Source organism: Paenibacillus yonginensis, assembly GCF_001685395.1.
Classification (GTDB): Bacteria; Bacillota; Bacilli; order Paenibacillales; family Paenibacillaceae; genus Fontibacillus; species Fontibacillus yonginensis.
This window is the reverse complement of record NZ_CP014167.1, coordinates 2,711,815-2,730,235: the sequence shown is the minus strand read 5'-3', so window position 1 is coordinate 2,730,235 and position 18,421 is coordinate 2,711,815. Positions and strand designations below refer to the sequence as shown.

17 protein-coding genes are annotated in these 18,421 nt (G+C 47.3%); 16 read left to right on the top strand and 1 reads right to left on the bottom strand.

The features are described 5' to 3' along the window. Nucleotides 1-578 precede the first annotated feature (578 nt). From AWM70_RS12440 to AWM70_RS12390, 11 genes are all read left to right on the top strand, one after another. On the top strand, nucleotides 579-2,393 hold the full coding sequence (locus AWM70_RS12440) for a sensor histidine kinase (RefSeq protein ID WP_068696835.1): 1,815 nt from the start codon (nucleotides 579-581) through the stop codon (nucleotides 2,391-2,393). Beyond that, nucleotides 2,381-3,964, top strand: coding sequence for a response regulator (locus AWM70_RS12435; protein ID WP_068696833.1), 1,584 nt, complete (start codon nucleotides 2,381-2,383; stop codon nucleotides 3,962-3,964). The genes AWM70_RS12440 and AWM70_RS12435 overlap by 13 nt, the downstream gene beginning before the upstream one ends. Before the next feature lie 114 nt (nucleotides 3,965-4,078). After that, nucleotides 4,079-5,395: an extracellular solute-binding protein gene (locus AWM70_RS12430; protein WP_068696831.1), complete on the top strand. Its 1,317-nt coding sequence runs from the start codon at nucleotides 4,079-4,081 to the stop codon at nucleotides 5,393-5,395. 67 nt (nucleotides 5,396-5,462) lie between these two features. Continuing rightward, entirely contained in the window at nucleotides 5,463-6,335 is an 873-nt protein-coding gene (locus AWM70_RS12425) for a carbohydrate ABC transporter permease (RefSeq protein WP_237167703.1), read from the top strand. An 11-nt stretch (nucleotides 6,336-6,346) separates the two neighbouring features. After that, nucleotides 6,347-7,204 carry a carbohydrate ABC transporter permease gene (locus AWM70_RS12420; protein WP_206093344.1) on the top strand — a complete coding sequence of 286 codons (858 nt, stop codon included), beginning with the start codon at nucleotides 6,347-6,349 and terminating at the stop codon, nucleotides 7,202-7,204. Between the two features lie 74 nt (nucleotides 7,205-7,278). Beyond that, entirely contained in the window at nucleotides 7,279-8,766 is a 1,488-nt protein-coding gene (locus AWM70_RS12415; RefSeq protein ID WP_068696827.1) for an alpha-N-arabinofuranosidase, read from the top strand. Between the two features lie 4 nt (nucleotides 8,767-8,770). Further along, nucleotides 8,771-9,067, top strand: coding sequence for a DUF6171 family protein (locus tag AWM70_RS24395; protein ID WP_068696825.1), 297 nt, complete (start codon nucleotides 8,771-8,773; stop codon nucleotides 9,065-9,067). A gap of 15 nt (nucleotides 9,068-9,082) precedes the next feature. Beyond that, nucleotides 9,083-9,715, top strand: a complete 633-nt coding sequence (locus tag AWM70_RS12405) for a polysaccharide deacetylase family protein (protein WP_068696823.1) — start codon at nucleotides 9,083-9,085, stop codon at nucleotides 9,713-9,715. Nucleotides 9,716-10,150: 435 nt separating this feature from the next. Beyond that, the gene (locus tag AWM70_RS12400) at nucleotides 10,151-11,464 is read left to right on the top strand and encodes an ABC transporter substrate-binding protein (protein WP_068696821.1); all 1,314 of its coding nucleotides are present in this window, start codon (nucleotides 10,151-10,153) and stop codon (nucleotides 11,462-11,464) included. Nucleotides 11,465-11,574: 110 nt separating this feature from the next. Beyond that, on the top strand, nucleotides 11,575-12,468 hold the full coding sequence (locus AWM70_RS12395) for a carbohydrate ABC transporter permease (RefSeq protein WP_068696819.1): 894 nt from the start codon (nucleotides 11,575-11,577) through the stop codon (nucleotides 12,466-12,468). A gap of 16 nt (nucleotides 12,469-12,484) precedes the next feature. Then, complete coding sequence (locus AWM70_RS12390; RefSeq protein ID WP_068696817.1) at nucleotides 12,485-13,342, top strand: carbohydrate ABC transporter permease; 858 nt, start codon at nucleotides 12,485-12,487, stop codon at nucleotides 13,340-13,342. Here the strand turns inward: AWM70_RS12390 and AWM70_RS12385 are convergent. After that, entirely contained in the window at nucleotides 13,332-14,138 is an 807-nt protein-coding gene (locus AWM70_RS12385; protein ID WP_068696815.1) for a helix-turn-helix transcriptional regulator, read from the bottom strand. The genes AWM70_RS12390 and AWM70_RS12385 overlap by 11 nt on opposite strands. A gap of 381 nt (nucleotides 14,139-14,519) precedes the next feature. Here AWM70_RS12385 and AWM70_RS12380 point away from each other — a divergent pair, with 381 nt between their 5' ends. The 5 genes from AWM70_RS12380 to AWM70_RS23480 all read left to right on the top strand — a co-directional run bounded on the left by AWM70_RS12380 (nucleotide 14,520) and on the right by AWM70_RS23480 (nucleotide 18,079). Continuing rightward, nucleotides 14,520-15,239, top strand: a complete 720-nt coding sequence (locus AWM70_RS12380) for a response regulator transcription factor (RefSeq protein WP_068696813.1) — start codon at nucleotides 14,520-14,522, stop codon at nucleotides 15,237-15,239. Between the two features lies 1 nt (nucleotide 15,240). Further along, nucleotides 15,241-16,191: a sensor histidine kinase gene (locus tag AWM70_RS12375; protein WP_068696810.1), complete on the top strand. Its 951-nt coding sequence runs from the start codon at nucleotides 15,241-15,243 to the stop codon at nucleotides 16,189-16,191. An 83-nt stretch (nucleotides 16,192-16,274) separates the two neighbouring features. Continuing rightward, a complete protein-coding gene (locus tag AWM70_RS12370) occupies nucleotides 16,275-17,198 on the top strand; it encodes an ABC transporter ATP-binding protein (protein ID WP_068696808.1) in 924 nt (307 codons plus the stop codon). Between the two features lie 4 nt (nucleotides 17,199-17,202). Next, nucleotides 17,203-17,886 (top strand): ABC transporter permease, encoded by a 684-nt coding sequence (locus tag AWM70_RS12365; RefSeq protein ID WP_335582132.1) that lies wholly within the window; start codon nucleotides 17,203-17,205, stop codon nucleotides 17,884-17,886. Between the two features lie 19 nt (nucleotides 17,887-17,905). Further along, nucleotides 17,906-18,079 (top strand): hypothetical protein, encoded by a 174-nt coding sequence (locus tag AWM70_RS23480; RefSeq protein WP_169823438.1) that lies wholly within the window; start codon nucleotides 17,906-17,908, stop codon nucleotides 18,077-18,079. Nucleotides 18,080-18,421: the final 342 nt, after the last annotated feature.

Sequence of the window (18,421 nt, the reverse complement as noted above, 5' to 3'; positions counted from 1 at the left end):
GCTGCGATGCCGTATGACCACCGTTTTTGATAAGATCGCGATATTCAGGAAGCACACCAATTATCTTTGCATTTTCGATGGGGGACCAACGTAACATGAAATCACTCCTTATGCATTTTGGGATATTCTGTTAGATTTAAGGAGGTAGAATAACGGATTTGGACACTCATTTGAGATGGCTTTCAATATCATCGTCAGCGCAAAGCCCGTACAGATGAGCCCAGGGGATCTATCCAGCCCAATCAGTGGAATAGTGGAAGGAACAAATTAAGATTCGTCGTCTCCTTCTAGGTTTAAACGCTTACAATTATGATGCTATTATTTCCGTTCAATGCTAGAATCAAGTATGCAATGGAGCCAAGCGGACAAATGAATAATCTTAATTCACAGCAACTAAGATATCAGCAACCAAGATCTTATAGAGAAAAACGAAAGCCAAAACCACATGGAGAGAGTGCTATTGCTCGATGTGTTTTTTTTAGCCGTACAAGTGGTGTTATAAGTAACTTTTTCATACTCTTGGAGAGAGGCTCGCATGCCTGTATGCTGGGAACCCTAAAGAATCGGAGGGAGAACTCGTGAATTATTCCAAAACTATATTTCTCGGTAAACCCAAAAAACTAGCCTTTAAAATTCCCTTTGCTTATTTCCTTATCATTTTAATTACCGTAGGGTTCAGTTATTTGGTCCTTAACAAAATTTCCTCAAATTCAGCCCAAAAGAAAATCAATGAAGCATCTCTGCAAACCATCGCCTCCATACAGGCCAATGTCGATTTAATGATTGACAATGTCAATAATTATTCTAAAATGATTTTCTCGGATCATAATCTGCAAAACTTGCTGAGGCAAGGGAACTTATATGCTAATCTGGATACCCAATCCAAAGTAAGTTCGTATCTGTACAACCTTATGCAAGCGGTTCCAATTATTGATTCGGTCTATATTTTTGACAATTCGGGTCATCGCTTCTCGGTCGGCACTCAAGAACTGCCCACTTTTAAGGAGGTAAATGTGCAGGACGCATCGTGGTACGATCAGGTGGTTCAAAATAAAGGAAAATATCTGCTAAAGCTGAACGGCAGCGGAGCTTTCTCGGAAGGAACCGTTAAAGGAAATTTTATTTCGTTTATCCGGCTGATCCGGGATATTGATGACACTTCCCCTTTAGGGGTGTTGGTCCTAAACATTAAAGCAAGCTCCTTTGTTCAGGCGTACTCCAGCCTGCTGAATCAAGATTCATTTCATATTGCGATCCTGGATGAGAACAATCAGACCATCATAGCTAATCCGGCTTTTGACCAAAACGGTACCGGCCTTCAGCAGCTAATCACATCAAATAAAGAGAAACTTCAAGAAAAGTTCGATCAGAGCGGTTCAGGATTTCAGACCCTAAATGCGGGTTCACAAAAATATACGGTATCTTATCTGTCCGGTGGAGCCTACAATTGGAGGTTTATCAGCATAAACTCCTATGAAACGATTGATTCCAGAAATAAGTCATTGGTGCTTTTAGCCCTGATTTTGCTAGTCATAAATGGAACCGTATTTTTTGTAAGTTCTTTTATTATCTCACGAAGCATCATTAAACCTATTCATAAGCTTCTTCGGGCCATGTACAAGGCGCCAAGCGGGAACTTCAGAAAAGTAAACGTTGAATTGAACAGCTATGAGTTCGAACAGCTGTATAGGGGATACAACCAGATGATCGAACAAATTGAGCAGATGCTTAAGCGAATTATTGAAGAGCAGAATACCCTCCGTAAGGCGGAGCTGACTACACTGCAAGCTCAAATTAAACCGCATTTTCTATATAACACACTGGATTCCATAACCTCGTTAGCCCTGTCGGGATTAAATGATCAGGTATGTGAATTGATTGAGGCATTAGGCAGTTATTACCGATTAAGCGTGAATAAAGGAAGGGAAGTCATTACGGTCGGGGAAGAAATTGAAATTGTCCGGAATTATTTAATTATTCAGAAAACACGTTATCAGGATGTCTTTGATGTTCAGTTCGAGATGGATGAGGAGTGCAGGCAGACTCCAATTCCGAAGCTGGTCATGCAGCCGTTGGTAGAAAACTCTCTTTATCATGGAATACGTCCTAAAGGTTCCCCAGGAAAGATAGAAATCAGTGTGAAGGGGACAAACGAGAATGTCGTGATTACCATAGCTGATGATGGCGTGGGGATGTCTGGGGAAGAAATTGAGGAGATTTTAAACACAGAAAGAAAAGGCCAAAACAAAAGTTTTGGTCTTTGGGGAACAATGGAGCGCCTGCGCATTTTTTATGAAGATAAAGACTGTGTCCAAATCGAGAGTGAACCCTTGAAGGGAACTAGGATTACATTAATCATACCGAATGGAGCTGATCTGGGATGGGGGAACTAAAGGTCTTAATTGTCGATGATGAATATCTAATACGGAATTTGCTCAGAATGCGCATTGATTGGGAGAAGCAGGGCATGAAAATAATCGGGGAAGCCGCTCATGCCGCCGAAGCTCTTGAGTTTGTGGATAAGCACAGACCGGATGTTATTTTCACCGATATTTACATGCCTTCTATCGACGGTATTGAGTTTAGCGAAAGAGTGTTAAAGAAGTATCCCGATATCAAAATCGTAATTGTGACCGGCCACGACGAGTTTGAATATGCACGCAAAAGCATCAAAATCGGGATTTCGGATTTTATTTTGAAGCCGATTCACGCTTCAGAACTGCTTAGTGTAACTGAAAAGCTAAGAAAAACGATTGAAGAAGAGCGCACGCGTGAAAAGGAAATGGAAGTTCTGAAAGAGGAACTGAGGAGAAACCTTCCTTATCTGAAGGAAAAATTTCTATACCACTGGCTGAACGGCTCTCTCTCTAAAGAAGAAATTTATGAAAAAGCGGCGTATTTTCAAGTCCCTATGGGACGTGGCACAGAAGCATTTCAAATCGCTGTAATGGAAATTTCTTCTGTCTCAGCGACGCATACCGAGGAGCAGCTGATACTATTACGGATGGAATGCAGGAATAAGATTGAAGCCTTTTACAAGGACAACTCACAGGTCATTATTTTGATGGATACCCGGAATCAGATCGTGCTGATTTCCCAGAGCCAAGACAACCATCTTGTCTCTGACTGCGAATGGCTGATGGCAAATTTGCTCCATTTGGGCACATGTACAGTGAGCATCGGCATCGGGCGGAGACATGAACATATAGAGGCGGCACATCTCGGGTATGAGGAGGCCTGCCGCGCTCTGCATTATCAAGCTTTCGTGGGGAAAAATCAGGTTGTCTGTTTTGAAGATATCGTTGAGGGCGGGGATGAACAGTACCGTTCGAATACGGAGCTCCTTCGTCAGCTCCAGTTCTACATAAGTGTAGGCTCGTCTGAACGTGCGTCCCAGACTTTAGGTCAGATCTTTGATGTTTCGTTTGCCTCGGTATCACAGTTCCGGATGGCAGCCATGGATGTCATTATGGAGTGTCAGCGTGCGGCGATTGAACAGCAAATCGAAAATGAACACGTGTTTGACAAGGAAACGTTGGTGTCTATTCTTACCGCCGAGCTTTTACCGCAATTAATGCAGAGCCTGGAGCGGTATGTTCTGCATGTTGCCGGCGTTATCTATTCCAGACAGGAAGCTAAAGTAGGCAATCTGATCAGCCAGGTGAAAGATTACCTGGAGCATAATATCAGCAATCCTGAGGTGGGATTAGCGAGTACGGCGGCGGCTTTTTTTGTCAGTCCGGGACATTTGGGACGGCTAATGAAGAAGGAGACCGGGCAGACCTTCGTTGAGTACTTAACAAATTTACGCATGAAGAAGGCGGAGATGCTGCTGAAACAAACGGACTTAAAAGGGTATGAAATCGGCGAACAGGTGGGTATTACGGACCCGCATTATTTCAGTATCTTATTTAAAAAGAACATGGGCCGATCCATGAATGAATATAGGAACTGCAGGGAGTAGGCGGGAAGATGTTTGAATTTTAAAAGGTGATGTCTGGATTTTGAATGGAGCTGAAGGGGGAATTTCCCTAAAATTCCTTATAGAAACAGCAAACATTCATGGGGAGGTTCAATAATGAAAGCGTTATTAAAAAGAACGATGGGTGTCATTTTGGCTGTAGGATTGGCAGGCAGCCTCGCTGCGTGTTCGTCCGGATCATCTTCGAATGGCGCGCAATCAAATGAAAGCGGATCCATTAAGTTGACCCTTTGGGATCAATCCGTAGGCAACACAGATCCTACTGCGAAGCTGCTGCCGACGATTATTGACAAATGGAACAGCGACCATCCGGACATTCAGATTGAACGGACGGGGACTACAGGCGAGCAGTATAAGACCAAGATCAAAACTTCAATTGCCGCCGGCGAAGCTCCTGATGTTTTTTACGGTATGGGCGGAGGAAGTTTTATGGAGCCTTACATCAAATCCGGCAATGTCCTCGACATCTCGAGTTATCTGACGGATGATCTCAAGGCTAAACTGGGACCGGGCATGGCGGAAGCAATCGAGAATGACGGAAAAATTTATACCCTGCCCGTCTATACCCATATTGCGAACCTTTACGTGAATACCGAATTGTTTGATAAAGCAGGCGCCAAACTCCCGACAACCTATAAGGAACTGCTGGATGCCGTGGATAAGCTGAAAGCGGCGGGAATCACGCCGGCGTTAATCGGGGAAAAAGACCGCTGGCCGGGCATGTACTGGTACGACATCATTGCGATGCGCCAGGCCGGAAATGAGGCGGTTAAAGAGGCGTTCAAAGATCCGTCGAAATGGAATTCTCCGGATTTTGTAGCCGCAGCGGCAAAAATGCAGGAGCTGGCCAAAGCTGGCGCATTCAACAGCAGCATGTTCAGCATGAGCTATGATGAAATGCTGGGCGCCTTTAATGCCGGGAATGGGGCTATGATGGTTCAGGCCAACTGGGTAAATGCAGGTATTGAAGATCCTTCCTCCGCCGCCAAAGGCAAGGTTAAAGTCATTCCGTTCCCGGTCTTTGAAGACGGTAAAGGAACAAACACCGAAATTTTCGGCGGTGCCGTCGACGGCTTCTATATCAGCAGCACCACCAAACACCCTAAAGAAGCAGCCGAGTTCCTGAAATACCTGAGCGAGCAGCTCGGCACGCAGGGTTATCTGGCCGGAGCAGGACTTCCAAGCTGGAAAACGGACGGGCTCGATACTTCCGGCTTGTCCTCGCTGGACCTGTCCAGTGCAGAAATTATGAAGACCGCAACTTCGTTTATCGCTTGGTGGGATAACATTCTCCCGGCCGAATCCGCTGAAACCCATAAGAACTTGATTGCGCAGCTTCTGGCAGGCGACATCACGCCTGAGGAATTCTGCAAACAGATGGCCCAGCTTCAGCCGACAGAGCTGAACCTCTAGTCATGGAATAAACCTAAACAAGATGTGGTCAGGAGCTTTTCCTGATCACATCTTTGAGAGGAGGACGATGATGAATTCTGTATTTTCAAATAAAACAGCCATAACGATATTTGTTCTTCCTACCCTCCTTATCTTTTGTGCGATTGTTTTGGTTCCGATCTTCGTTTCGAGTTATTATAGTTTGCTGGATTGGAATGGCGTCGGCAAAGGAGCGTATATCGGGTTCCATAACTACGTGGAATTGTTTACGGATTCGAGAGCCCTGAATTCCATGAAAAATTCGCTGCTGTTTGCAGCCGCTTCTATCTTCATCCAGCTGCCTTTATCTCTTTTGCTGGCCCTTATATTAGCATCGAACGTTAAAGGAGAGGGCTTTTACCGCACGGTTTATTTCATACCGGTATTGATTTCAACCGTAGTAATCGCGCAGCTGTGGTCTAAAATCTATAATGCAGACTATGGACTTCTGAACACTCTGCTGGAAAATGTGGGGCTCTCCCATTTGGCCCAGGACTGGCTTGGACAGAAGAAAACGGCGCTGATTGCCTCGTTTATCCCGACTCTATGGCAGTATATCGGGTATCACATGCTGCTGATGTATGCGGGAGCGAAGTCAATTTCGCAGGATATTTTTGAAGCGGCCAAGATTGACGGGGCTTCCCGAGTGCGGACAGCCTTTTTAATCACCATTCCGTTAATGAAGCCGGTCCTTAAAGTATGCCTTGTATTCTCCGTCATTGGTGCATTTAAAGTATTCGATCTGATTTATGTGCTGACGGGCGGCGGGCCTTTCTTCACCACGGAAGTGCCGAGTACCTTAATGTACACAACGATTTTTGATACTTACCGATATGGTTATGGCAGTGCCATCTCGGTCTTCATTATCCTTGAATGCCTGGTAGTTACTTTGATCATCAATAAATTCATCAAAACAGAGTAGGGGGGAGAGTAGTGAGTACGGCTGAAATGGCGTTACCGAAAAGAACCATACCCATAGGAACTATTCTGCTGCAGGCGTTTTTAATTCTTGTTGCGATTACACAGATCTATCCGCTCATTTGGCTGGCCTTCTTCTCACTTAAAGATAACAGTGAAATCTTCAGCGGTGATGTGGCGAACCTTCCTAAACAGTTCCTTTGGAGCAACTATGCGAAGGCACTGTCGGAAGGGCATGTCTTGACTTATTTCTTTAACAGCGTATTTGTGACTGCCGTATCGATTATTCTTGTTCTCATCCTGTCGTCGATGACCGGTTATGCCATTACCCGAATGAACTGGAAATTAAGCGGTTTAACGCTGACCATTATCCTTCTGGGTATGATGGTGCCGATTCATGCGGCATTGCTGCCCTTGTTTATGGTATTAAAAAATTTAGGTCTGCTGAACAGCTACTGGTCTTTGATTATTCCTTATGTTGCCTTCGGTATCCCGATGGCCGTGTTTATTCTCGGCAGCTTCTTTAGGGGGGTTCCCCGGGAGCTTGAGGAAGCCGCCGTTATAGACGGGTGCGGCATTTACAGAACGTTCTTTTCCATCATTTTGCCGCTTGTTCGTCCGGCGATATCGACGGTCGCCATCTTTACGTTTCTTTCCTGCTGGAACGAGCTGATGTTTGCCGTGACCTTTATTAATAAAGAGTCTATGCAGACGCTGACAGTCGGGATGATGTCGATGGTCGGAACCTACATCACCCAGTGGGGAATTATCGGGGCGGGGCTTATGATCACCACGATTCCAACGATTATTATTTATTTGCTGCTCAACAAACAGGTACAGAAGAGTATGATCGCCGGTGCAGTCAAGGGATAAGGTGCCGTTAGCCTATAGCTATCCACATAGATAACTAGCAAATCGAACAGTAGATCCTGAAGGGAGACTTATCTATGAACACTACCATTACCGTTAATGCCGATCAGTCGACAGGTACCATCAGCCGCCATATCTACGGGCATTTTGCAGAACATTTAGGGCGCTGCATTTATGAAGGGATCTGGGTAGGCGAGGATTCGCCGATTCCCAATACCCGGGGGATCCGGAACGATGTTCTTGAGGCGCTTAGAAACTTAAGCATCCCGGTCCTGCGCTGGCCCGGCGGCTGCTTCGCCGACGAATATCACTGGAAGGACGGCATAGGGCCAAGGGAACAGCGCAAACGTATGGTGAATACGCATTGGGGCGGTGTGGTGGAGAATAACCACTTCGGCACCCATGAATTTCTGGACCTGTGCGAGCTGCTCGGCACGGAGCCTTATATTTGCGGAAATGTGGGCAGCGGTACCGTTCAGGAAATGCAGGAGTGGGTCGAATACATGACCTTTGACGGTGAATCGCCAATGGCCGACTGGCGAAAGGCCAACGGGCGCGAGAAGCCGTGGAAGCTGAAATATTTTGGCGTCGGAAACGAGAATTGGGGCTGCGGGGGGAACATGCGTCCTGCCTATTATGCTGATGAATACCGCAGATTTCAGACTTACGTACGAAACTATGGCGACAACCGCGTCTACAAGATAGCCGGCGGGGCGAATTCGGATGACTATAACTGGACGGAGACGCTGATGCGTGAAGCCGGCGGGTATATGGACGGTCTCAGTCTTCACAACTATACCGTGCCTGGAGGATTTGAGGTCAAACGTCCGGCGACCGGCTTTGACGAAGCGGAATGGTTTGAAACGATGCAGCTGGCGCTCCGGATGGACGAACTGATTACCCGCCACAAAGCAATCATGGACCAGCATGATCCAAAGAAACGGGTTGGCCTCATTGTTGACGAGTGGGGGACGTGGTTCCAGGTAGAACCCGGAACAAATCCCGGTTTTCTTTATCAGCAAAATTCGCTGCGCGATGCTCTTGTAGCAGGTCTGCATTTCCACGTCTTCCACCGGCACTGCGACCGTGTCCATATGGCGAATATCGCGCAGACGGTCAACGTCCTGCAGGCCATGATTCTGACAGAAGGCGCCGAGATGCTGCTGACTCCCACCTACCATGTGTTTGAAATGTTTAAGGTCCACCAGGATGCAGAAGCACTGTCGCTTCATTTGGATACGGGCGAATATACCTTGGGGGACGAGTCGATCCCGCAGATCAGCGCATCTGCATCCAAACGCGCGGACGGAACCCTGGACATCAGCCTCTGCAATCTTGATCCTAACCGTGAGGCTGCCGTCTCGCTTCAGCTGAGGGGTTTAGCCGGAATTCCTGAGGTCAGCGGACGTGTGCTTACCCATAACGACATGAATGCGCACAATACCTTTAGCCAGCCGGAAACGGTGAAACCTCTGGCTTTTGAGGGGCTCCAGGAAGTGAGTGCAAACGGATTATCCGCTGTACTGCCTCCGGCCTCCGTTGTTGTGCTGACGCTGCGGTCCTAGCCGTATGGCCGCGAATCAGATATGTAAAGGCTGCTCGGCGGATGTATGGGTTACGGAAGCCCAAATCCAAAAACTCCTGGCAGGGATGGAGGGCAAGGGCTTCAGTTTTGTTGGCGAGACCGTTTATCAAACCCGGTTAGCGGTTTGCCGGAAGTGCCCGTCACTGGTATACGGAACAACTTGCAGTTATTGCGGATGCCTGGTGGAAGTCAGCGGGAAGCTTGCGGGGAAAGAGTGCCCCCATCCGGCGGGCTCCAAGTGGGAAAAGGCCGTGCAGGCATCTGCAACTGCAAAATTTTGAATAAGGAAGTGCCGTATGGCTGAAATAAGTTTGATCAATAAAGTTCCCACACGGGGAAAAGCGGTTGCCTTCACCTTTGACGACGGGCCTGATCCGCTTTTTACAAGGCAGATCATGGATATCTTCCGGGAGGTTAATGGCCATGCGACGTTTTTCATGATCGGTCGCCAGATCGAACTTTACGGGAATCTGGCAGCAGAGGTTCATGCTGCAGGGCATGAAATCGCGAATCATACTTATTCCCATCCTGATCTTACCAAGCTGACACTTGAGGAAGTTCGTACCGAACTGGAGCTTGCAGATAGCCGGATTAGGCAGGTGACAGGGAAACAGGCCTCCCATTTCAGGCCCCCCTATTTTGCGGCCACACCTGAAATTATCGCCCTTGCGGCAGAAATGGGCTATACATCCATAGGATGCGTGAATGGGGAAGCCAAGGACTGGGAGCAGCCCGGAGTAAGCTTTATCGTGGATCAGACCCGGCTAACCGTGGAGAGCGGAAGCATTTTCTTATTCCACGACGGTTATGGCGAGCGTTCCCAGACCGTTGAAGCCGTGCGGATTTTGGCGCAAGAGCTGGCAGCGGAAGGATTTAGTTGTGTTACGGTAAGCGAGCTGCTGCAATCAGCCGCCGCTGATCAGGTTTAACAGTAAACGTTGTCTAAGCGGACAGCGACTATTTTAGGGCGACTCTAATCAGCACAATAAGCGGAATTCAGAGTCGTCTTTTTTTGTGAGTATCAAATTTCCGCTATTATTGTCGAAATGAATAATCTGACTATAGATCAATAATCCATGAGGATATGTCATTGCATCCAAAGGTCAGAAGGCTTACTTTTAAAATAATAAATGAAAACGCTATCACTAATAAATTCAACCGGTATCTGTGTGCAGATTAGGAGGTGAGCGCTATTTTGCTGTACCCATTAAACTTGTCGGCAGATAGGGGGAGACCTGAAGATCTCGAGTATAAATAATAATAGATCAATAATATTTTCCCGTTTTTTCGGTTCCAGTTAGGACTTTATGTTATTCGTTTGGTTTCAACACTTGCCATGGGCATGAGTACAAAGGGGGATGCATATGAAAAGATTTTTGGCCATTCTGCTGATCGGGGCTTTGATGACAGCTCTTACTGCTTGCGGTGGAGGAAATCAACAGGCGGAGGAGAACCCTTCGGGCAGCTCTAATCAAGGGAAAGAAATTTCGGGTGACCTCACCGTATTCGGGTGGGGCGGCGGCGAGGAGCTCCAATCCCGGAAGGAAGCAACCAAAATTTTTAAGAAGCTGTACCCGAAAGTGAAGGTTCATGAAGTGTGGCTCCCGGCGGATAATATCGATGTCAAGCTGGATGCGGCTTTGGCTGCGGGAAATGCCGGCGATGTGATCATGATGTCCCCGGACTGGAAAGGGCTCAGATCCAAGTGGTTTGAAGACCTGAATCCTTATATTGAAAGGGACCAATTGGACCTTGAAGCCTTGTTTACGCAGGGGGTTGACGGAGGGTATGTGGATCCGGACGGCAAACGGGAAGGCATGCCGACCACGGCCTCGGATTTTATGATCGCATACAACAAAGATATCTTTGACAAGGCCGGCATCGCCTATCCTACGAACGACTGGACCTGGGACGATTTTGCGGCCACAGCCAAACAGATTTCCTCGGGGGAAGGCGCTAACCGGGTTTACGGGATTGTATCCCATTGGATTCTGCAAAGCTTCGCACCGTTTATTTACGGCGGCAAACCTTATAACGAGGATTGGACCAAACAGACGCTGGATGATCCAAACACCCTTAAAGGTTATCAGCTGTTCGGCGATCTCGTGAAAGCCAAAGCGATGCCGGATGATGCGGCTGCCAAGAGTATGCCGATGGACCAGATGTTCGCTGCAGGTAAAGCGGCTATGTACCCGCTTGGTCTGTTTGAAGCATCGACGATCGCCAAAAATATCGGCTCCAACTTTAAATGGGGAATCGTCATGCCGCCGAAGGACCCGTCCGGAAAAACCGTCAACATTAAATTCCAGACCGGCTTTGCCATGAACAAGGACTCCAAAAACAAAGAAGCCGCCTGGGCTTATATTAAAACGGTATCCCTGAATAAAGAGGTAGGCGACCTGTACAGCAAGGTTAATCTCCCTGCCGCGAAAGAGTCGGCCGACGGCACGTTTGCCAATCTGAAAATTGAAGGCACGGATATTTCCATGATGGACTTTATAACGGGGCTGCAGGACGCGACGACCTTCCCTTGGGGAGGCTCCATTGCCAAAGCCGGTGATCTCTATGAGCAGACCTGGCAGCAGGTTACGGTTCAAGGGAAATCGGCTGAGGAAGCGGCTAAAGCCTACACCTCACAGATTCAATCCGCTCTCGATTCCATCCATCAAAGTAAATAGCTAACAGGGTAACGAGGCATTTACGCCCGGTTTATCAAAGGGAGGATACCTGGATCCTCCCTTCCTATTCTCATCCGGTCTCAAGCAGAGGTTTTAAGGGAGGCAAGAACATGAAGGCGCGTATCAACGGCATCGATAAAAGAGAGGAAAAGCGTTTTTTCCTCTTCATCTCGCCATGGCTCTTGGGCTTTTTGATTTTCACCCTGTACCCTATGGTTTTTTCTATCATTTTGGTCTTCACGAATATGGATATGACCGGCTCCGGTCAATTTGTCGGTTTCGCTAATATCATCCGGGCCTTCACAGAGGATCCGCTGTTTTACCGCTCTTTGCTGAATACACTTTATTTTGTGCTTGTGTCCGTACCGGTCAGTTTGCTGGCGGCTTTTCTGATTGCCCTTCTGCTTAATCAAAAGCTTAAGGGGGTTGGTTTTTTCAGGACCAGCTTTTACATTCCTTACATTACTTCAGGCGTTGCGGTTACCCTGCTTTGGGGGTGGATCTTTAATGCACAGTTCGGCCTTGTCAATTATTTTCTGTCTCTCTTCGGCATTACGGGACCCAACTGGTTAAGCGATACCCGGTGGGCGATGCCGGCGATCATTATTATGGGGATCTGGACCATCGGAAACTCCATCATCATTACGCTGGCGGGGCTGCAGGATATTCCGGAGGCCCTGTACGAAAGCGCAGAAATTGACGGTGCAAGCAGTTTTGTAAAAATCACGCGGATCACCCTGCCTCTGGTAACGCCTACGTTATATTTTAATCTGGTCATGGGGATTATCGGCGGTTTCCAAATCTTTATGCAGCCGTACATTCTGACCGAGGGCGGCCCGAGCTACTCCACCTACACCTACATGATGCATATTTACAACAGCGGATTTAAATACAACGAGATGGGGTACGCTTCCACCTTGGCTTGGTTATTATTTGTCGTCATCATGATCATCACTCAAATCGTAAACCGGACCTCCAGACACTGGGTTTATTACGATAACTAATTTGGGAGGTGCAGCCATGGAGGCTTATTATAAAAGTAAAAGAACCAGCGACCGGATCAAAACCAGCCTCAGTTATGGGGTATTGACGATTATAGCCGTTATTTTTATTTTCCCGTTTATCTGGATGCTTTCAACCGCTTTTAAAATCCCGTCTGAGGCTTATACGCTGCCTCCCAAAATCATCCCGAATACGTTCACATGGGATAATTTCGTCCAGGGCTGGCAGTATGCAGATTTCACGCGATATACATGGAATACCTTGATTGTAACGGTGCTTGCCACGCTGGGAACGGTGCTGTCCGCTTCCTTTGTAGCTTACGGCTTTGCACGTTTTAAATCCCGGTACAGCGGAGTATTGTTCACCGTCGTGCTTGCCACCATGATGCTCCCCAGCCAGGTGACCCTGGTCCCTACTTATCTCCTGTTCACCAAACTGGGCTGGCTTGATACCTTGAAGCCGCTGATCCTTCCTTCCTTTTTTGGAGGCGGCGCATTTAACATTTTCCTGCTCAGGCAGTTCTTCAAAACGATCCCGAAAGATCTCGACGAAGCGGCTTATATTGACGGGGCCAATGCCTTTCAGATTTATTACAAAATTCTGATGCCGGCCATCAAACCGGCGCTGATCACAGTCGGCCTCATGTCGGTGACCTTCCACTGGAATGACTACATGTCTCCGTTGATTTATCTGAACAGCGACCAGAATTTCACGCTGGCCATCGGTCTGCAGTTCTTCCAGAATTCTTTCGGCTCCTCGCAGATTCAGATGCTGATGGCGGTTTCCTTGATTACGGTTATTCCCGTATTGGTATTGTTCTTCATCGGTCAGAAATATTTTGTGCAGGGAATTACGATGACCGGGATCAAGGGTTAAGCTTGGTAGGGCCCGGCGTTCCTGCGCCTGAACCGGTGTTTCTTTTGTTAAATTTCTTGGGCGAGGAACCGGTTAGCTGCTTGAATTGTCTGCAGAAATGCTCCACATTCCGGTACCCGCACCGGTCTGCAATCTCCGCCACCGTGTAGGGGCTGTGGATGAGATATTCTTTGGCTAAGCGGATCCGGCTGTGAATGACATCATCCATGCACGAAAGGCCAAAGGATTTTTTGTAGATGACCTGGAGATATCCGGGGCTGATGCTTAGGATTTCTGCCATTTCCGACACCGTCCAAGGGTGGGTAGGGTTATTATGGATAGCCGACCGCAGCTTTAGAAGATTGTAATGCTGAGGCGTAATTTCCTCGCGGAAATAAGACTCCAGCAGTTTGTTGAACAGCGTTCTGAGCAGGCAATCAATGGATGATTTTTTGTAGTCTTTGTTGAACGAGTTCTCAATGACCAGCAGCTGGAACAGCTTGTGGCAATATTCGGGGTCGTCCAAAGGAAAGGGACTGCCAAAGGGAAGCGAAGTTTCAGTCACGTAAGGCTCATCGGTTTCAAAGCGGATCCAGTCATTGACATATTGTTCGGCGCATGCCCGGTAATAGATCTTTTGATGCGGTTCAAAGAGCACAGCACAGTGGGGCGGATACTCCTTCAGCTTGCCGTCCACCCAGAATTGGGCGGGTGTCTGGGTGATAACCAACAGCCAGCAATTATGGCCTTCCGGAATATCAAAAACAAAACTGCTGTTATGCGCCGCATCATATTCGACGTAAAAAATGTTTGTCATGTTTCTCACCTTCGTCAGGAGGTATAGTCGAGCGAATCCAAAACCACATCCCAAGGCTCGGGGATAGTCTTCCACAGGATAACTTTTTCAGCAGGGCTGTTAAGCGCTTCAGCTGTTCTTTTTCTATTATAGAAGGTTATAAACGGAATGGCTGGCGGCTGGCAATAAATAAAAAACGTTCCTTTCAATTTTTTTGGAGGGGCGTTTTTTTGTTGTGAAAAAATATTCCTATGCGGAGGGATAGAAGTACAAGCAGAGCATGTAACCGTATTGGGTCTCTGCCTCCCCCGAGCATAAAGGTTGCAGGGCGGTATATAATAGAGGCTGGGTAAAGAGGCAGCTGTGGTAAAGGCAAGTTTTTAATAGAAGAGGGAGAGTCTCATGGCTTATAAAGTGTTATTGGTTGAGGACGATAAGCAAATCGTCGAAATGCTCCAGGGTTATTTAGAGAAAGAAGGCTATGAGGTTACGACGGCGCTGAACGGGGGAGATGGACTAATCCGGTTCGGGCAGGATCATTTTGATCTGATTATTGTCGATATTATGATGCCGCAGCTCGACGGGATTGAGGTCATCAAACAAATCCGGAATCAAAGTGCTGTCCCCGTCATCATCATGTCAGCCAAGGACAGCGATGTGGATAAGGCGCTGGGGCTCGGTTTCGGAGCGGATGATTATATTGCGAAACCCTTCTCCCTGATTGAAGTGTCGGCCCGGATTAAAGCGATGATCCGCAGGGCTACCTTGTATTCCAATCCAGAAACGGCTTCGGCGCCCCAAGATCAGGCTCCTGAATTTAAGGTTTTAAATTTCGGTGATTTATTTATCGATTTGGACAATTATTCAGCCAGGAAAAAGGAAACGGATCTCAAGCTGACGGCAAAAGAATTTGAAATTCTGAAGCTGTTTGCCACCAACCCCAATCGCGTGTTTACGAAAGCGCAGATTTACGGATTTATATGGAACGATGAATATTATGGGGATGAGAATGTCATAAATGTACATATCCGCCGGCTGCGCGAGAAGATTGAAGACGAGCCGTCTAACCCCCGCTACATAAAGACATTATGGGGCATCGGCTATAAGTGGGATGGTCAATAACATGGTTATAGCTCTGATTATTCTTGCTGTCCTTGTTGTTGTCTTGGCCGTGATCGCTGCGGTTCAATTTTATGCTTATAAGGCGAGAAACGCTAACCTGAAACGAATCGGGGATCAGTTGAAGAACATAATAGCTGACGGGACTAACGAGAAGCTGCTCGTTTTTACATCGGATCAAGCTTTGATTCCTGTTCTGATCGAAATTAACCAGCTGCTGGAGCACAATCAGCAGAGAGCCGCAGGTTTCATGAAGATGGAGCAGTCGATGCGGAAAATGGTCTCCAACATTTCTCATGATCTAAAGACCCCCCTCACTGTGGTGCTCGGTTATCTGGAAACCCTCCAGCTGCATCCGGACATAAGCGAAGAAGAACGGAAGGCCCTGCATAGCAAAGTGTACGCGAAAGCCAACGAGGTCCTGGAGCTGATTCATAAATTTTTTGATCTGGCTAGACTGGAGTCGGGAGATAAGCGGATCCCGCTTTCACCGGTTGATATGAATGAAATCTCCAGAAAAAATATATTAGCCTTTTACGACACCCTTACGGTCAAAGGATTTGAGGTGTGCATAGAAATTCCGGACAAGCCGCTCCTCGTATGGGGAAATGAGGAAGCGCTGGAGAGGGTCCTGAACAATTTAATCTCCAATGCCATTCAGCACGGGGGAGAAGGGAAAACGCTCGGATTAACCTTGCGGGCCGATGATGCCTTTGTGTATATGGAGGTTTGGGACCGCGGCAAAGGAATCGGCGAGCTGCATCAGGACCGGGTGTTTGAGCGGATGTATACCCTCGAGGACTCACGCAATAAATCTTTTCAAGGCAGCGGTCTGGGGCTGACCATTACGAAAAGGCTGGTGGAGGCGCAGGAAGGCACCATCCGCATCTACAGCAAACCCTATGAGCAAACGACCTTCACCGTCCAGCTAAAACGGGTCTCCTTCTCAAAGTAAGAAATTCGTAAGGAACGAGTAAGAAAAAAGGCAAAACCCATCCTTAGAATAAAGCTTACAGAGAACAAAGGAGGCATAGAGGGATGACTTATACGGTAAGAACGAAACAGCTTACCCGGGCTTATAACGGCAAGGAAGTCGTTTCGAATGTAAACATGAACATCCGGCAGGGGGAAATTTACGGCCTGCTCGGCCCCAACGGAGCGGGGAAAACAACGGTCATGAAAATGCTCACCAACCTGGTCAAGCCGACAGCAGGAGAAATTGAAATTTTTGGGGAGAAGCTGACCCCTAATTCATACCGCCTGTTAGGGCGAATGGGCACCATTATTGAGAACCCGATCTTTTACGAAAAATTAACGGCCCGTGAAAATCTGGATCTTCACTGCGAATACATGGGTTATCACAACAAACAGTCCATTGCTGAGGCACTTGAACTCGTGAACCTGAAGGGGATTGAAGGGAAATCCGTTAAGGATTTCTCACTGGGGATGAAGCAGCGGCTTAGCATCGCCAGGGCGATTTTGACTAAGCCGGAGCTGCTCATACTGGACGAACCGATTAACGGCCTCGACCCGGTAGGGATCAAGGAGTTTCGCGATTTATTCAAAATGTTAGGCAGACAGTATGGAATTACAATTCTTATTTCGAGTCATATTCTTGCCGAGATCGAGCTGATCGCGGATACAATTGCGGTTATGAATGAAGGGAAGCTGCTGCAGGAGGTATCCATGGACCATATCGCCCAGCAGACGGCTGAATATATCGAAGTCACGACCCGTTCAACCCATAAAGCGGCTTATGTGCTTGAGAACCATCTGAACCTCACGAATATCCGTATTACCGGAGATCACGAGCTCCGCATTTATGACTGCCCGATTCCCCAAAGCGAGCTGATGAAGGCCTTGGTGCTGCATGAGGTGGAGATTGAGGCTGTTCATAGGAAAAAAGGCTCGCTCGAGGATTATTTCCTTTCGATCCTGAACGGGGGTGGCGTTGTTGCTTAAGCTTATGAAGCTGGAAATGCGTAAGTTTCGTTTAAAGTCTTATATTTATGCCGCGTTGATTGCGAATGCCGTTATTTTTATATTGATGTGCACCTTCAGTTTAAATGCGGAAATGAGAGAAAACTTCCCCATAATGAACTATGAAAGCATGTTTTCTGTACTAGATTTGCTTGTCCGGGGTACCTACATCATATTCGCTGCCGTTCTTCTTGCCAGGCTTGTGGTAGAAGAGTTTCGCAGCAAATCCATTACGGTCCTGTTTATGTACCCTATCAACCGGAAGAAACTTATGGCCGCCAAGCTGCTTGTCATCATTCTGTTTATATTTTTGGCCGATGTTTTGACAAATCTGGTAGTGGGTTTGGGCTTCTATATATTTAACCAGTTCGCCTCAGTTATTACCGAGCCTTTGACCTTGTTCCTTGTGGTCAAAACGTTAGTCACGATCATCATGAGTGCGGTGGCGACCAGCTTTTTAAGCTTGATTCCCTTGTATTTCGGCATGCGTAAGCATTCGGTGGCGGCAACCATCGTTTCGTCGTTCCTGGTCGTAATGATTGTCTGCCAGACCGTTGATGGCTTTAGCCTGTATTCTATTGTGGCCATTCCGGTGGGGATGGCGCTGCTTGGTGCGGCCATCGCCTATCTCTCCATTCGTAACGTTGAGCGTGACGACGTGCTGAATTAACGCGGGAGGAGGAAATAAAATGCTGAATACAACACTGAAATGGTTGTTGATTTTATGTGCCGCTTCTCTGCTGGTGAACGGACTGCTGTATGCAGGTACGGGTGACCGTACACTGCTCGTTAACTTTGTATGCAATGCCGGATTAGCACTTATATTAGCTATTTGGCTGAGATTAGCCAGAAACAAGAAGTAGGTTTGTAAGGCGCAGAAACGGGATGAACAGGCGCACAAAACAGCGGAAATGCTCTAATTCACCATTATCTGCTACAGAAATCAAAAAGAGGGTGTCCCCAAAGTCATCAAAGATGAGCGGAGGGACACCCTGATTAAGGTTATCCCCATATTTAGCAAGCGAGGCCCATCAAACGGTTCGGGCTTAATGAAACGTCTCTATTGTTTATGTTTTGTATAGATGGGTGTGTTAATTTACTTTTGTGTTAGAGTGCGATAGAGAGGTTACACAGAACGGGTCTTTTTTAACAGGGCAAGCTTCTAAAAGATACTTGTGTGGGATTAAGCCCTTTCATTTAACATT

Bases quoted from the DNA above. Each gene is read 5' to 3' on its own strand.
- AWM70_RS23480 (WP_169823438.1), top strand. From the start codon at position 17,906: ATGCTGAATACAACACTGAAATGGTTGTTGATTTTATGTGCCGCTTCT.
- AWM70_RS12390 (WP_068696817.1), top strand. From the start codon at position 12,485: ATGGAGGCTTATTATAAAAGTAAAAGAACCAGCGACCGGATCAAAACC.
- AWM70_RS12385 (WP_068696815.1), bottom strand. From the start codon at position 14,138: ATGACAAACATTTTTTACGTCGAATATGATGCGGCGCATAACAGCAGT.
- AWM70_RS12365 (WP_335582132.1), top strand. From the start codon at position 17,203: ATGAAGCTGGAAATGCGTAAGTTTCGTTTAAAGTCTTATATTTATGCC.
- AWM70_RS12425 (WP_237167703.1), top strand. From the start codon at position 5,463: ATGATGAATTCTGTATTTTCAAATAAAACAGCCATAACGATATTTGTT.
- AWM70_RS12375 (WP_068696810.1), top strand. From the start codon at position 15,241: ATGGTTATAGCTCTGATTATTCTTGCTGTCCTTGTTGTTGTCTTGGCC.
- AWM70_RS12400 (WP_068696821.1), top strand. From the start codon at position 10,151: ATGAAAAGATTTTTGGCCATTCTGCTGATCGGGGCTTTGATGACAGCT.
- AWM70_RS12405 (WP_068696823.1), top strand. From the start codon at position 9,083: ATGGCTGAAATAAGTTTGATCAATAAAGTTCCCACACGGGGAAAAGCG.
- AWM70_RS12435 (WP_068696833.1), top strand. From the start codon at position 2,381: ATGGGGGAACTAAAGGTCTTAATTGTCGATGATGAATATCTAATACGG.
- AWM70_RS12430 (WP_068696831.1), top strand. From the start codon at position 4,079: ATGAAAGCGTTATTAAAAAGAACGATGGGTGTCATTTTGGCTGTAGGA.
- AWM70_RS12380 (WP_068696813.1), top strand. From the start codon at position 14,520: ATGGCTTATAAAGTGTTATTGGTTGAGGACGATAAGCAAATCGTCGAA.
- AWM70_RS24395 (WP_068696825.1), top strand. From the start codon at position 8,771: ATGGCCGCGAATCAGATATGTAAAGGCTGCTCGGCGGATGTATGGGTT.
- AWM70_RS12395 (WP_068696819.1), top strand. From the start codon at position 11,575: ATGAAGGCGCGTATCAACGGCATCGATAAAAGAGAGGAAAAGCGTTTT.
- AWM70_RS12415 (WP_068696827.1), top strand. From the start codon at position 7,279: ATGAACACTACCATTACCGTTAATGCCGATCAGTCGACAGGTACCATC.
- AWM70_RS12370 (WP_068696808.1), top strand. From the start codon at position 16,275: ATGACTTATACGGTAAGAACGAAACAGCTTACCCGGGCTTATAACGGC.